This window comes from Rhizobium sp. LjRoot30 (assembly GCF_964253915.1).
GTDB lineage: Bacteria > Pseudomonadota > Alphaproteobacteria > Rhizobiales > Rhizobiaceae > Metarhizobium.
Genome location: NZ_CAXUSG020000002.1, coordinates 410,712 through 425,667, shown reverse-complemented (window position 1 = coordinate 425,667; position 14,956 = coordinate 410,712). Strand labels below are relative to the sequence as shown.

The window sequence follows — 14,956 nt, the reverse complement described above, 5'->3', positions numbered from 1 at the left end:
CGATGATGCAGGCCCTCATCTTCGATTGCGACGGCGTACTGGTCGACACCGAGCGCGACGGTCATCGTGTTGCCTTCAACCGCGCTTTCGCCGAATTGGGCATCGATTGCGAATGGAGCGTCGAGCGTTACGGCGAGTTGCTGCTCACAGCCGGTGGCAAGGAGCGTATGGTCCGTCATTTCAACGAAACCGGCTGGCCGGTCGGTCATCCGGATCGCGATGCGTTGATCGCCGCCATCCACAAGCTGAAAACCGATATTTTCATGCGGCTGATCGGCGAGGGCGGCCTGCCGCTCCGGCCGGGAATCGCCCGCATCGTCGACGAGGCAATTGCCGAGGGGATTGTGCTCGCGGTCTGCTCCACATCCAACGAGAAGGCCGTGCAGGCGGTGGTCGACGTCATGCTCGGGCCGCAGCGTTCGAAGAAGATTTCGGTCTTTGCCGGCGATATCGTCGCAAAAAAGAAGCCGGCGCCGGATATTTACACGCTGGCAGCAACGCAGCTGGGGCTGGCCCCGGCGCTATGTATGGTCATCGAGGATAGCAACAACGGTTTGCGTGCCGCCAAGGCGGCGGCCATGCGCTGCATCGTGACGATATCGTCCTACACCGGCGACGAGGATTTTTCGCTGGCCGACCGGATTGTTGCGGACCTGGATGGCGGCAAGGTCGATATTGCCGCATGCCGTGCCGTCATCGAAGGTTCGTCCGTGACCTGAAGGCGGCCGTTTCGCCGGCATCCCATGCCGGTGAAGGAAGAAGGTTTTGCGGCGCGCGTCGATGCGACTGCACGCCGGCTCCGACGGCGCCCATCAGTTTTCCGGCGTGCCTTTTCCCCTGTGGCGATAATGTTTTTCCAGCGCCTCGCCGGTGGCCTGCAGCGCCTTGGCGGATTGTTCTCCGACCCGGAACAGGGTTCCCACATACAGAATGTCGATCAGGAAGAGTTGGCTGACGCGGCCTTCCAGGAAGTCGCCGTGAAGGGGAACGAGTTGCTGGCCGGCGCTCCATGTGGTCAGCACCACATCCGCCGCCTTGGCGACGTCGGAAGCCGTGCTGCTGGTGATGGCGATGGCGGTGGCGCCTGTCCCGCGCGCCAGCAACAGCGCATCGGCGACGGTCTCGGTCGTGCCGGTATGGGAAATGCCGACCATGACATCGTCGGGCTTCAATGTGGCAGCGACGATGGTCTGCGTATAACCGTCGCGATAGCTCGTCGCATCGAAGCCGGCCTTCATGAACATGTGCGCCGCCTCGTCGCAAATGGCCGCAGCACCCCCCACGCCGACGAAGATGATCCGGCGCGCCTTTCGCAGCGCTTCAACGGCGAGTTCGAGCCGGTGGGCGTCGAGCATGCGCTGAGTCCCGTCCGTTCCGGCAATCAGCAGGTTTGCAAGCTTGCTGCTGATGGTGATCAAAGAGTCGCCGTCCTCGATCTCCAGCGGCAGGTTCACAAAGCTCGAGCGGCTGCTGCGGGCGCCTTCGGCGAGCGAGAGCTTCATGTCGGGGTAGCCGTCATAACCCAGTGCGCGGCTGACACGGCTGATCGTCGCCTCGCTGACGCCGAGCGTCCGGCCGAGTTCGGTGATCGAGGAGTCGAGCCTGCGGCCGGCATTGTTGCGCAGGAAATCCGCAACGATGCGTTCGGACTTACGGAGTGTTCCGTACCGCTCCTGAATCCTCTCCAGAAGATCGCTTTGCTGTAAATCCGCGAGAGGCCGAACATCTGCCATTGAATGATCCGTGTTGGAATGTGGCCACTCATGCGACCGTTGTACCTCGTATCACTTCCGCAAAAGGAAGAAAAGTTTACTCGCCAAACTTAGAGGCGGTCGAGCCGTCCGGATTTCTTGTTCATGGGCCGTTTTTCCAGGGCTTTGCAAAACCCGGAGCGGCCGAAGAGAAGATATGTAAGAAATTTTCATTATTTTTAGCTTGGAGAGAGGCGCGGCTGGTTTCTGTGGCGACATATTCGATTTGTGAAAATGATATGCAAGCTCCTCAAAATTGAAGTTTTGTTGTTTTTCAACATATTAAATCGAATTTCGGATGAGCCTTCGTAGATGTCGTGGCAGCGGATAGAAAATAGGCGATTGTGAAGAAAATTTTCTCGACAGGTTCTGGGTGCGATGCTAGGAATTTCCCATCGAAAAAAACGAATGTTTTGGGGAGAGACAATCCATGTCAGCGCAGGCCCACAAGGCAAATGCTCCTTCGCGGGAGCTTCTGGAAAAACTTTTCAGAACTGCCTACAAGATCCGCGTCTTCGAGACCGAGGGCATCAAGCTTTACCGGCAGGGCCTGATCCGCGGCTACTTCCATCCCTATCTCGGGCAGGAAGGGATTGCGACCGGCGTTTGCGCGGCTTTGCGGGAGGGGGACTATATTGCCTCGACGCATCGTGGTCATGGCCACTGCATTGCCTGGGGCGCCGACGTCAACCGCATGGTCGCCGAGCTCTTACAGAAGGAGACCGGTTATTGCCGTGGCTACGGCGGCTCGATGCATATTGCCGATATCAGCGTCGGTAATCTCGGTGCCAACGGCATCGTCGGCGCCGGTACGCCGCTGGGTGTCGGTGCGGCGCTGGCGGCGCAGATCAAGGGTTCGGATGCCGTCACGGTGACCTTCACCACCGATGGCGCGTCCAACAACGGCACCTTCCTGGAATCGCTGAATCTCGCTGCGATCTGGAACCTCGCCTTCGTCCTCGTCATCGAAAACAACCAGTACGCGGTGTCGACCCGCATCGAGGAATCGACCCGCGAGGTCGATCTTTACAAACGTGGCCTCAGCATCGGCGTCGAAAGCTACCAGGTCGATGGCAACGATCCGCTTGCCGTCTATAACCTGACGCAGGAGGCTGTCGAAAAGTGCCGGCGCGGCGAGGGCCCGATCCTTATCGAGGCAAAGACCTACCGCCACATGGGCCACCATGTGAACGACCCCGGCAAGTACATGCCGGCCGAAAGACTGGCCTACTACAAGGAGCGTGATCCCGTCGATCGCGCCCGCAACGCGCTGGTCGAGATGGCGGGTATCGACGCCGCTGAAATCGAGGCGATCGAAAACGAGATCAAGCAGGAATTCGACGCCGCCGTCGAATTCTCGAAGGCGAGCCGCGAGATTTCGATCTCCGAGTTCCACGACTTCGTCGCAGCTTACTGATCACGTTTGGGGGAGAGTAAAAATGGCCAGAGAAATCATGTACCGCGACGCCCTTCGTGAGGCGATCGACGAAGAAATGGCGCGCGACAAGACCGTCTTCATCATCGGTGAAGGCATTGCCGAGCGCGGCGGCTCCTACAAGGTAACGGAAGGGCTTCTGGAGAAATACGGCCCGAAGCGCATCCGTGATACGCCGATTGCCGAAGCCGGCATGATCGGCGTCGGCGTCGGCGCTGCCATTGCCGGCGCCCGCCCCATCGTCGAAATCCTCTATATCGACTTTGCCATGCTCGGCATGGACATGATCGTCAACCAGGCAGCAAAATTCCGGCTGATGACCGGTGGCGACGGACGCGTGCCCTTCATCATGCGCACCCAGGGCGGCACGGGCGGCGGCGTTGCCGCGCAGCATTCGCAGAGCCTGGAGGCGATGTTCTACCACATCCCCGGGCTGAAGGTCGTCATGCCTTCGACGCCCTCGGATGCCAAGGGCCTGCTGAAATACGCGCTTCGCCAGCCCGATCCGGTGATGTTCCTGGAGCACAAGCATCTCTACATGACCAAGGGCATGGTGCCGGATGGTGAACACATCATCGAGTTCGGCAAGGGCGACATCAAGCGTCCCGGCAAGGACGTGACGGTGATCGCCTGGTCGAACATGGTGCCGCGCACGCTGGAAGCGGCGGAAAAGCTGGCGGCAGAGGGCATCGAGGTCGAGGTCATCGATCCGCGCACGCTGGTTCCGCTCGACAAGGAGATGATCCTCACCTCGGTCGCCAAGACGAACCGGGCGGTGATCGTCCAGGAAGCCGTGCGCCGTGGCGGCGTCGCTTCCGACATCGCCTCGATCATCCAGGAGGAAGCTTTTTACCATCTCGACGCGCCGATCGAGATCGTCGCCGGCCTCAACATCCCGATCCCGTTCAACCTGGAACTGGAAAAGGCAAGCGTGCCGCAGGTCGACGATATCGTTGCCGCCGTCAAGCGTTCGCTGCATGCCAAGCCCGTCGCGATTGCCGCCGAGTAACCCCAGACAGATGGAGCACGACAATGGCACTTCATGTCCTGGAAAAATTGGCGGCCACCAATCCGGAATGCGAGATCTGGTGGGATTCTTCGCCACTCGTTTATGAAAGCTGGAAACGGTCGGTTCTCAAGACCGCACCGGCGGAAAAGCAGGCGGATTGGGATGCGCAGCTGACCCGTCTCTTTGATCCCGAACACGCTGAAAAGACCGGGGAAATGGGTTTTCGCGGCGTGACCACCAATCCGCCGCTCTCGGCCCAGGCGATCCAGGCCGATCCCGCCTTCTGGGCGGAAGAAATCCGCCGGATCGCCGCCGAGCGCAATGTCGACGACATCGAGGATATCTATTGGACGGTCTATATCGATGTCGTCCGGCGTGGCGCCGCGATGATCCGTCCGGTCTTCGAAAAATCCGGCGGCAAATACGGTTATCTCTCGGGCCAGGTCGACCCGCGCTTCGTCACCGACAGGGCGCGCATGCTGGAACAGGGCCTTCAACTGGCAGCAATCGCACCGAACGTGATGGTGAAGATCCCGGGGTCGAAGGAAGGCTACGAGGTCATCGAAGAACTGACTGCTCGCGGTATTTCCACCAACAACACAACGTCCTTCACCGTGTCGCAATATGTTGCCTGCATGAACGCCGTCTCGCGCGGTCTCGACCGGGCAAAGGCCGAGGGCATCGATCTGTCGGCATGGCGCTCGGTCATCACCCACATGTCGTCCCGGCTCGGCAATATCGGCGACCTCAAGGCGCAGGCAGAAGCGCGCGGCATCGTGCTTTCGCCCGAAGACATCATTTACGGCGAAATGGCGGTGCTGAAGCGGGCCTATCGTTACGGCAAGAAGCGCAACCATCCCAGCAAGATGCTGCAATGCTCTATGCGTGTTGCGGACGAAGGGCCGGGCGGTTCGGCATCGAGCTGGCACATCGCCAGGATCGCCGGCGGCGATTTCGTCTACACCTGCCCGCCCGGTTACATCGCCCAGCTGATGCAGGCCGAGGACCGGCTGCCGGAATTCGATCCGAAAGCCATCGATGAGGATGCACCGGCCGAGGTGATCGAGAAGCTGATGCGCATTCCCTATTTCCGTCAGGCCTATGAATTTAATGGCCTGAAGCCGGAGGAGTTTTCATACTTCGGCGCCTTTGTCGCAACGGCCGCTGAATTTGCCGCCGCCACCCGGCGGACGGTCGATTTCGTCGCCCAATCCGTCGAAACGTTACGCCGCCGCGTGGCTTGAGGAGAACCATCATGGCACGTCCCATTCTTATGCCGCAGGTCGGTCAGGACCTGACCGAAGGCAAGGTCACGGCGATCCTCGTCAAACCGGGCGACAAGGTGAAGAAAGGCGACATCGTCGCCGAAGTCGAATCGGAAAAAGCCGTCTTCGAGGTCGAGGCCTTCGAGACCGGCACGATCCTGGAAGTCCGCTATCAGGTTGGTGACATGGCCGTCGTCCTCGAACCGCTGATGATGGTGGGCGAGGAAGGCGAAAAACTGGAGGCCGCACCGGCAGCCGAGTCCTTTTCCGGCGAGGATGCGCAAGCCATCGTCGAGACCGCCAAGGAACCTGTTGCCTCGCAGGCTGTCGAAACCGCGCATGCCGCGGAAACCGCCTATCTCAAGACGGGAACGGGCGGTTCGTCCCCACTCGCCCGCCGACTTGCCTTCAGCGCCGGCCTGGATATCGCCGCCATTCCCGGCACCGGACCCAAGGGCGCGGTGGTCAAGCAGGATGTCATCGCCTTCCAGCGCAGCCGCTCGCCGGAAACGGCTTCGGTCGTCGCTTTCCGTGGCGTGGCAGGGCAGTCGTCGCCGGCCGCCGGATCCGGCATCCTCAAGACGCTGCAATCGGGCACGGGCGATCCCGTCCTGTTCATCCATGGCTTTGGCGGTGAATTATCCGCGTGGCGGCCGTTCCTGTCACATCTTGGCATCAGCAATCCGATCCTCGCCATTGACTTGCCGGCGCATGGCGCGGCGGCCGGGGTGGCGGCGGAAAGTTTCGACGATCTCGTCGTCGCCGTGCGCAACACCCTTGGCGCGCAGGAGATTGGCCGGCTGCATCTCGTCGGCCATTCGCTCGGCGCGGCTATCGCAACCGCCATCGCCGGCGGGGGCGATCTCGACGTTCGGTCCTTGACGCTGATTGCGCCCGCCGGCCTCGGCCCCAAGATCAACGGCGACTATTTCGCCGGTTTCCTGTCGTCCGGCAGCGAAGCGGCATTCAAGGTGTGGCTCGATCTCCTGGTGCACGACCCAGCGGATTTGCCGGGCGTGCTGGTCCGTGCAACACTTGCCGGTCGCGAAGGAACTGCCATGGCACAGAACCAGGCGCGCTTGGCAGCCGGTATCATCTCCGGCAATACCCAGCTGTTTTCCGTGCGCGATGCGCTTTCCCGCTTCGGCGGTCCGGCCCGCATCATCGTCGGTCGCGAGGATCGCATCGTGCCCTCCGATCAGGCGGAATCTACGCCGCCGCATGTGGCGCTGCATCGCCTCGCCCAGGTCGGCCACCTGCCGCAGCTGGAGGCCGCGCCGCTTGTCGGGCGGTTGGTGTCTCAAACGATCCGAAGCGCCGGCTAAGGCGCTTCACCTCCCGGCCGGCCACGCGTCTCCCTGGCGCGTGGCCTGTGCCGGCTGGATAAAACTCCCCGATTTGGCATGAAAGGACCGCCGGATGTCGGCTTATGATGTCATCGTCATCGGGGCCGGACCCGGTGGATATGTCGCGGCGATCCGGGCGGCGCAGCTTGGCCTGCGCGCTGCAATCGTCGAGCGCAACCACCTCGGCGGCATCTGCCTCAACTGGGGTTGCATCCCGACGAAATCGCTGCTGCATTCGGCGGAGCTTCTGGAACATGCCCGCCATTCGGCCGGTTTCGGCATCGAGGCGGGACAACCGGTCGCCAACATGGCGGCCATCGTCGCGCGTTCCCGTAGCGTCGCCGGCCAACTCAATGCCGGCGTGCAGTTCCTGCTGCGCAAGAACAAGGTGGATGTCATCTGGGGTACGGCGGAAATCCCCGAACCCGGCCGCGTCATCGTTTCCGCGGCGCTCTCGGAGGCGCCGAAAGGCACGTTGCCACCCGGTGACTATAGTGCGCCCCATATCATCATCGCCACAGGCGCCAGCGAGCGCCGCCTTCCGGGCATCGTTCCGGATGGAAAACGCATCTGGTCCTATCACCATGCGATGACGGCAGATGCCATTCCCGCCTCGCTTGCCATCATCGGTGCCGGCGCAATCGGCGTCGAATTCGCTAGCCTTTACAATACGCTCGGCACCAAAGTGACGCTGATCGAGCGCCTGCCGCGTATCCTGCCGCAGGAGGACGCGGAAATCGCCGAGCAGATGAGCAAGGCGCTGCGCAAACGTGGTGTCGATGTCATTACCGGCGCCGGAATGATCGCCACCTCTATCGATGCCGATCGCGTGCTTGTCGATCTCACCGAGGCGGATGGCGCAACGCGAAGGATCGAGGCGGAAAAGCTGCTTTCCGCCGCCGGCGTCGTTGCCAATGTCGGCGGTCTCGGCCTTGAACGGCTGGGTGTGGCGTTCCGCAACGGCGCAATCACGACGGACAGGCTCGGCAGCACCAATGTTGCCGGTCTCTATGCCATCGGGGATGTCGCTGGTCCGCCGATGCTTGCCCACAAGGCCGAGCATGAAGGGGTGCGCTGCGTCGAGGCGATTGCCGGACAGGTGGTGCATGGCGGCCTTGGCCCGGTTCCGTCCTGCATCTTCGCCACGCCGCAGATTGCCTCGATCGGCATGACGGAGGACGCAGCCGTCAGCGCAGGGAAGGCCATCGATATCGGCCGCTTCAGCTTTCGCGGCAACGGCAAGGCGGTGACGATCGGAGAGACGGACGGCTGGCTGAAAGTGCTTTTCGACCGTGAGAGCGGCAAGCTGATCGGCGCGCATATGATCGGGCCATCGGTCAGCGAACTGGTGCCGGTATTTTCGCTCGCCATGACGCTCGGCGCCACGCGTGAAAATCTCGTCCACACAATCTTTCCGCATCCGACGCTGTCCGAAGCGCTGCATGAGGCTATTCTGGCTTCCCAAGCGGGCGCGATTCACGGCTAGAACAAGTTCAGCAAAAGTGCGATGCGGTTTTGCGTCCGGAATTGTGCAAACTCAAGACGTGCAGCGGTTTCGCGATGAGGAGAAAAGCGAAGCTGCTTCAGGAGACCGACATGAACCAAAAACCAGCCGCAACGATCGGCACGATTATCTTCGATCTCGACGGCACGCTGGTCGACAGCGTTCCCGATCTCGCCGGTGCGCTCGATACGCTGATGGCGGAAAAAGGGCTGGATGCCATCGGCACCGAGACGGCACGACGGCTGATCGGCCACGGCATTCCCAATCTCGTCCGCAGCGCGCTTGCCGAGCGTGGTGTCGCCTGGGACGAAGAAGGCGGCAAGGCCGCCGTCCAGCGTTTCACGGAGATTTATGGCGCCCGCGTCTCGCAGGAGACCCGGCCCTATGCGGGTGTCGTGCCAGTGCTGGAGAAGCTGTTGGCCGAAGGTTGGCGCATGGGGGTGTGCACCAACAAGATGGAGCGCTTCGCCCGCCTCATCGTCGACGATCTCGATCTGGGGCGTTTCTTTAAGATCGTCGCCGGGCCGGACACGTTCAAGGTCGGCAAGCCGGATCCGCGGCACCTGACGGAAACGGCGCGGGTGGCCGGCGGCGGTCAACCGATCGTCTATGTCGGCGATTCCGAGGTCGATATCGCCACGGGCAAGGCGGCCGGCGTGCCGGTGATTGCGCTCACCTATGGCTACACCAAGACGCCGCTGGATGGGTTGGGAGCCGACCGGCTGATCGACAGTTTCGCGGAACTGCCGGCGGCGCTTGCATCGATCCTGGAGAATGCCGGGTCGAATGGCGTGTCCTTGTAACCCGGCGCGCCGTCGTTCGGGCGGCCGTTGAACGTCGAGAAGGGACATGGCGGCGCCGAGGCTGGTTGCAGCGGTGTCCGCATTCGGCTGAACAAGTGGATATGCAGCCGTTCGCGCCTTTGTCGTGGATCCCGTTTTAGCTGATTTCCCGCCGGCGGTTGACGGCATGCAATGAGGGCGTGTGCTTGGCGGCAATTTCCACCGCCAGGCACGCGGCGTGTGCCTGTCCGTGAAATCTATCGCCAGCTCTGCCTGTAAAATCAGCTTATATGGAAATTTTCTTCAAAGCCTGAAAACCCAACAAAAAAGCGGACTTAAAATGCGAAATTGCGTTCTGTTAAGTCCTGATTTTGTAGCAAACCCAGCAGAAAAAGAATCTCGTCGGAATTTGAAGAAAATAATTTACAAAACATTTTGGCGCGCATAAGTTTCCATTGCGTCCAGATGAGATGACGCTCGACCTCGTTGCCGGAGAGGAGCCGGCTCCAGGCCGCTTTGGAGGGTGGCTGCGCCTTTCGCAGCCTTTTGGGAGAGAGATATGTTTCACAGGCCGAAGAATGCCTTATACAAAACTGTGACTCGTCGCAGGTTCCTGGAGCTTGGTGGCATGGGAGCCACGATGCTCGGCACCGGTTCGCTGGCGATTGGTTTGAACTCGACGATCATGAGCACGCGCGTCCAGGCCGCATCCTCCGACGATGCGAAATGGAAGCAGTTCGCCGGTTCGAAGCTGACATTCCTGTCGGAAAACACGCCGCCATCCTTCGCGATCCGCGACAACATCAAAGCCTTCTATGACCTGACCGGCATCGAGGTCGAGGTTCTGACCGACGACCTTCCGGTCGTCCAGCAGAAGGCGGGCATCGACCTGCGCTCCGGCAAGTCCGACTACATCCTGAACTATGTGCAGGACAAGCCGATCGGCGCACCGTTTGCCGATTTCTATGCCGACCTTTCGCCGATGTTTGGCGACGACGCACTTCCGCAGGACCCGGATGGCTACGGCGATGGCGCCTGGGTCGAGAACTTCCTCAACGCCTGCGGCCGTTTCTACAGCAAGGACAAGGTCATCGCGCTTCCGTACGACGCGGCGATCCCGGTCACCTTCTACCGTCAGGATCTGTTCGAACAGCACTCCAAGACGTTCGAAGCCGAGTACGGCTACCGGATGGAGTTCACCAAGGACACCACCTGGAAAAACGTCCTCGACTACGCCACCTTCTTCAAGAAGCTGAAGGAGGGCGGTGCCGACGTGCCTTACGGTTATGCCCAGCACCAGGGTTCGTTCGCCTGGACGACGCAGCTGGACATTCAGCGCCTGATGTTCTCGCACGGCCGCTGGACCGATTTCGACATCGACGACAAGCTGGGTTCCAAGGAGCCGGGCAAGACCAAGTGGGGCGACGAGCAGTCCGTGCTCATGCTGGAGAAGTTCAAGGCATTCGCCGATGTTTCCCACCCGGACAACCTCGCGAACGGCACGCTGGAACTGAACACGGTCTACCAGTCCGGCAACATTGCCATGCAGGTTCAGTATCACGAGTTCGCGGCTTCCGTCGAAGACGAGAAAACCTCGCGTGCGGCCGGTGGCAAGACAGCCTATGCCGTTTGCCCGAAGGGTGAGGCGAGCTGGATCAAGAATGGCGGCGAAGCCGTCAACGGCACGAACTGCGGCATCGGCGGCATCGGCATCAATAAGAATGCCTCCGAGCAGATCCAGCGCGCGGCCTATCTCTTCGCGATCTGGTCGACGTCGAAGCAGTTGCAGTTCGATGTTCTCAAGGGCCTCGGCGGCACGCCGACCCGCCAGTCGGTGCTCGACATGCCAGAGGTTAAGGAAGCGCAGAAACGTCCGAGCAAGATGCCAAACGCGCTTACCTTCGAAGCCGCTTATGGCGTCGGTATCGCGGACCCGAACTTCGTGCTCGGTCCGAAGATCCCCGAGGCCAACGAGTATCACTCGCTGATCGCGTCCGAAACGCAGCGCATGCTCTCCGGCGAAATGTCGCCGGAAGAAACGGCAAAGTCGCTGCAGACGCAGATCGACGAGCTGAACGGCGCCTGATCCGTTGCGACGATCACCGGCCGGCAGCAGCTTTACCGCTGCTGCCGGCCCTTGCCACCCCTGACTGCTTTGTTCTGCTGCCGAACGAACAAAGCGCCGGCGAGAGTGAATTCGCATGACCGATACATCGCATATGCCCCTTGTCCCGCACGATGTCGCGGTACAGCTTTTTCGTGCCCGCTCGCATTCCGGCGAGGTCGAGGCAAAACCGAGAACCGAGGTGACGGAGAGGCCACGCAGCTTCAACCCGCCGGCGCCGAAGCGGTATTATTTCTACCTGATGGCGCCCGCCATCGCGATCCTTGCCTTCATCTCGCTCTATCCGTTCTTCTGGCTGATCTTCCTGTCGCTGCAGGACGTCGATATCGGCGGCGGCGAATGGGTCGGATTGCAGAACTACGTGAAACTGTTCAGCGACAGCCGCTTCATCAATGGCTGGCTGCTTCTGCTGAAATACAGCGTCATCTGCCTTGCGGTGCAGCTCACCGTCGGCGTCATGCTTGCCGTCGTCGTCAACAATTCCCGCTACGAGCGTTTTCTGGTCACGGCGCTGCTGATGCCGATGATGATGGCGCCCGCGGTTGCCGGCCTGCTCTGGCTGTTTCTCTACAACGGCACCTTCGGCTGGTATCACTGGATCCTGCAGAGCCTCGGCATCCTCGACAGCGCCTCTATCCTGGCACGTGCCGATACCGCCATGATCGCCGTCATCGTCGTCGATGTGTGGCAATGGACGCCGCTGATCACGTTGATCGCGCTCGCCGGCCTGAAGCGTGTGCCGCGCGACCAGCTTGAGGCCAACATGGTCGACGGCGCTTCGCCCTTCCGGAACTTCTTCTCGATAACGCTGCCGAACCTCTATCCGGTGCTTTTGATCGCCGTCTTGCTGCGCTTCATGGACAATTTCCGCTTCATCGACAGCCTGCTGGTGCTCACCGGCGGCGGACCGGGCAGTGCGACGAAAATCCTGCCCGTTTATCTCTTCGAGGTCGCTTTCAAGTTCTTCAAGCTCGGCCGTGGCGCGGCCATCGCGCTCACGCTGTTGCTGGTGACCATCATTCTCGGCAAGATCCTCGTCCGGGTCTTCGAAAACCCCAAGTCCGGCAGGAGCTGATCCATCATGGCATCCCGTGACGTCGTTTCTTACGAAACACCTTTTACACGCCTGGCGCGGTACGCCTCGATCGTCTTCGTCGTCCTGTATCTCGTCTGGACGCTGTTGCCCTTCGTTGTCATGTTCACATCGTCCTTCAAGGATCTGCTGGAAGCGTTCAAGCTTCCGGCGGTCGGCGACTGGTCGGGCATCGGCATCTTCTTCGAGTTCACGCCGACGCTGAAGCACTATCGCAGCCTGTTCGTCGATAACAGTTTTGCAACCTACATCGCCAACAGCCTGATCGCCGCCGGCGGCTCCGCCGTCATATCGGTGATCTTCGGCTCGCTTGCCGCCTACAGCCTGTCGCGCGTCGATTTTCGCGGCAAGCAGGACCTGTTCTTCTGGATCATCTCGACGCGCATGGCCCCGGTCGTCGCCGTCATGGTGCCGCTCTACTCGATCTTCCGCTCGCTCGATCTCGTCGGCACGTTGCCGGGCCTGATCCTCGCTTATACGACGTTCAACCTGCCGTTTGCGATCTGGATCCTCAAGGGCTTCTTCGACAACGTGCCCTTTGCCATCGAGGAAGCGCAGATGGTCGACGGCGCAACTCGGTTCCAGGCGTTCCGGTCTATCCTGCCGCTCGTCGCTCCCGGCATTGGCGCCTTCGTGGTGCTCTGCATCCTGTTTGCCTGGAACGACTTCCTGTTTGCGGCGATCATCGGTTCGGGCGGCGCCAAGACGCTGCCGGTCGCCACCCGCGAACTGGTCCAGCCACAGAATATCCAGTGGGGCGCGATCATGGCCGCCGGCGTGGTGACCACCTTGCCGATGATGGCGCTCGGTCTCGTCATCCGCAAATATCTCGTCACCGGTCTCACCATGGGTGCCGTCAAGGAATGATAAGGCAGCGCGTCGGCCAGGCTGCGTGGCGCGCGCCAAAACCGTGTTTGGAGGATTGAAATGGCATCTGTCACCATCAAGAACGTCTGGAAATATTACGGCGAGACCCCGGCGGTCAAAGACCTGAACATCATCTGCCCGGATGGCAGCTTCGTCTCGATCCTCGGCCCGTCGGGCTGCGGCAAGTCCTCCACCATGCGCATGCTGGCCGGTCTGGAGCATATCAGTGCCGGCGACATCCAGTTCGACGACCAGCGGATCAACGATCTGGCGCCGAAGGACCGTGATGTGGCGATGGTGTTCGAAAACTACGCGCTTTATCCGCATAAATCGGTCTTCGACAACATCGCCAATCCGCTGCGTTTGCGCAAGGTCAACGAAACGGTGGTCAAGGAGCGTGTAACAGCTGCAGCGACCCTGTTGGAGATCGCCCACCTGCTGAACCGTCGCCCCCATGAACTGTCCGGTGGACAGAAGCAACGCGTCGCCATCGGCCGCGCCATCGTCCGCGAGCCGAAACTCTTCCTGTTCGACGAGCCGATCGCCCACCTCGATGCCAAGCTGCGGGCGCATATGCGTGGCGAAATCAAGCATCTGCAGCGCACGCTCGGCACGACGATGATCTATGTGACGCATGACCAGCTCGAGGCCCTGTCGATGGCCGATTACATCGCGGTCATGCATGATGGCGAGTTGCAGCAGTGGGGTACGCCTTCCGAAATATTCAACAAGCCGGTGAATGCCTGGGTTGCCGGCTTCGTCGGCGAGCCGGCGATGAATTTTTTGACATGCAGCGTGACGGCGCGGGCCGACGACGTCGTGCTCCGTCACAGCAACTTCGAGATCCCGCTGCTCGCCGGTCAGGTCTCGCAACTCAACGGTTCGTCGCAGGGTGGTGCGGTCCGCATGGGCGTGCGGCCGGATGCGCTGTCGATTTCCATGGAGCGCCCGGACGACGCGGCGATCCGGGGCGAAATCTTCGTCAACGAGCTTCTGGGCGGCGACATGCTGGTCGATGTCTCGCTGGAGGATTGCCGCATCCGCGTGAAAACCTCGCCGGAATTTCCCGGAAAGCCGGGAGAGCCGTGCTATCTGACGGTGAACCGGCAGAAATGGCATGTCTTCGATAGCCAGGATGGCCATGCGTACTTCTGAGGAGGAAGCGGATTGCAGACCGAGACTGACTATAACGAAGCGCTGGATGCCTTTTTGCAAGCACGGGTAACCGAGCGGGGAACCGCCGGCATTGTTCAAGCCTACAGGGCGGTGCAGTCCATGCCCTATCGCTCCGTTGCCGACCGCACGCCTTTGACGGCGCTCAGGACCGGCGTCGGCGCCTGCACGGCTAAACATCTCATCCTGCGCGATCTTCTGCGACGCATGGGGGAGGAGGCCGTCATCGAGATCGTCGAGGGTGATTTCGCGTCGGGCATCCCCGTCCATGACAGCATGTCGCCGCCGTTGCAGGCAGCGCTACGTGAAGGCGGTGTCATCGACATGCATTGCCGCGTGCGGCTTTCCGGCCCCGATGGCTCCCGCCACCTCGATGCAACCTGGCCGCTGGAGATGGAGCGGCTGGGCTTTGAAGTCGACCGCGACTGGTCGGGGCAGGGGGATACGCGGCAGGCGATCGCCAAGGTCGTCGTTCGTTCGGAAGACGACGATGTCCTCGGCACCAAAGCGAAACTGCTCGCCGGGCTCTCGGAGGAGGAGACCCGGAGACGATTGGAATTCCTGCGCCTGCTGACCGAATGGCTGGCCACGCAGGAAAAAAGGTAA

General features: G+C 61.1%; 13 protein-coding genes. 12 read left to right on the top strand and 1 reads right to left on the bottom strand.

Annotation, left to right across the window (positions count from 1 at the left end; genetic code table 11):
- The first annotated feature begins 2 nt into the window (after positions 1-2).
- Entirely contained in the window at positions 3-719 is a 717-nt protein-coding gene (locus ACSQ3I_RS05940; protein ID WP_435996962.1) for an HAD-IA family hydrolase, read from the top strand.
- Between the two features lie 93 nt (positions 720-812).
- Here ACSQ3I_RS05940 and ACSQ3I_RS05935 read toward each other — a convergent pair whose 3' ends face one another.
- The gene (locus tag ACSQ3I_RS05935) at positions 813-1,733 is read right to left on the bottom strand and encodes a MurR/RpiR family transcriptional regulator (protein WP_435996960.1); all 921 of its coding nucleotides are present in this window, start codon (positions 1,731-1,733) and stop codon (positions 813-815) included.
- A 448-nt stretch (positions 1,734-2,181) separates the two neighbouring features.
- Here ACSQ3I_RS05935 and ACSQ3I_RS05930 point away from each other — a divergent pair, with 448 nt between their 5' ends.
- The 11 genes from ACSQ3I_RS05930 (at position 2,182) to ACSQ3I_RS05880 (ending at position 14,956) form a co-directional block, all read left to right on the top strand.
- On the top strand, positions 2,182-3,168 hold the full coding sequence (locus ACSQ3I_RS05930) for a thiamine pyrophosphate-dependent dehydrogenase E1 component subunit alpha (protein ID WP_435996959.1): 987 nt from the start codon (positions 2,182-2,184) through the stop codon (positions 3,166-3,168).
- Positions 3,169-3,190: 22 nt separating this feature from the next.
- Positions 3,191-4,195: an alpha-ketoacid dehydrogenase subunit beta gene (locus ACSQ3I_RS05925; RefSeq protein ID WP_435996957.1), complete on the top strand. Its 1,005-nt coding sequence runs from the start codon at positions 3,191-3,193 to the stop codon at positions 4,193-4,195.
- Between the two features lie 23 nt (positions 4,196-4,218).
- Positions 4,219-5,439, top strand: a complete 1,221-nt coding sequence (locus ACSQ3I_RS05920; RefSeq protein WP_435996955.1) for a transaldolase family protein — start codon at positions 4,219-4,221, stop codon at positions 5,437-5,439.
- Between the two features lie 11 nt (positions 5,440-5,450).
- The gene (locus ACSQ3I_RS05915) at positions 5,451-6,785 is read left to right on the top strand and encodes an acetoin dehydrogenase dihydrolipoyllysine-residue acetyltransferase subunit (protein WP_435996953.1); all 1,335 of its coding nucleotides are present in this window, start codon (positions 5,451-5,453) and stop codon (positions 6,783-6,785) included.
- A 94-nt stretch (positions 6,786-6,879) separates the two neighbouring features.
- Positions 6,880-8,292 (top strand): dihydrolipoyl dehydrogenase, encoded by a 1,413-nt coding sequence (gene lpdA, locus ACSQ3I_RS05910; RefSeq protein WP_435996951.1) that lies wholly within the window; start codon positions 6,880-6,882, stop codon positions 8,290-8,292.
- A 110-nt stretch (positions 8,293-8,402) separates the two neighbouring features.
- The gene (gene gph / locus ACSQ3I_RS05905; protein ID WP_435996949.1) at positions 8,403-9,113 is read left to right on the top strand and encodes a phosphoglycolate phosphatase; all 711 of its coding nucleotides are present in this window, start codon (positions 8,403-8,405) and stop codon (positions 9,111-9,113) included.
- Positions 9,114-9,720: 607 nt separating this feature from the next.
- Positions 9,721-11,178: an extracellular solute-binding protein gene (locus ACSQ3I_RS05900; RefSeq protein ID WP_435996947.1), complete on the top strand. Its 1,458-nt coding sequence runs from the start codon at positions 9,721-9,723 to the stop codon at positions 11,176-11,178.
- 115 nt (positions 11,179-11,293) lie between these two features.
- Positions 11,294-12,292 carry a carbohydrate ABC transporter permease gene (locus tag ACSQ3I_RS05895; protein WP_435996945.1) on the top strand — a complete coding sequence of 333 codons (999 nt, stop codon included), beginning with the start codon at positions 11,294-11,296 and terminating at the stop codon, positions 12,290-12,292.
- Between the two features lie 6 nt (positions 12,293-12,298).
- Entirely contained in the window at positions 12,299-13,177 is an 879-nt protein-coding gene (locus ACSQ3I_RS05890) for a carbohydrate ABC transporter permease (RefSeq protein WP_435996944.1), read from the top strand.
- A 60-nt stretch (positions 13,178-13,237) separates the two neighbouring features.
- Complete coding sequence (locus tag ACSQ3I_RS05885; RefSeq protein WP_435996942.1) at positions 13,238-14,332, top strand: ABC transporter ATP-binding protein; 1,095 nt, start codon at positions 13,238-13,240, stop codon at positions 14,330-14,332.
- Positions 14,333-14,344: 12 nt separating this feature from the next.
- Positions 14,345-14,956 carry a hypothetical protein gene (locus tag ACSQ3I_RS05880; RefSeq protein ID WP_435996940.1) on the top strand — a complete coding sequence of 204 codons (612 nt, stop codon included), beginning with the start codon at positions 14,345-14,347 and terminating at the stop codon, positions 14,954-14,956.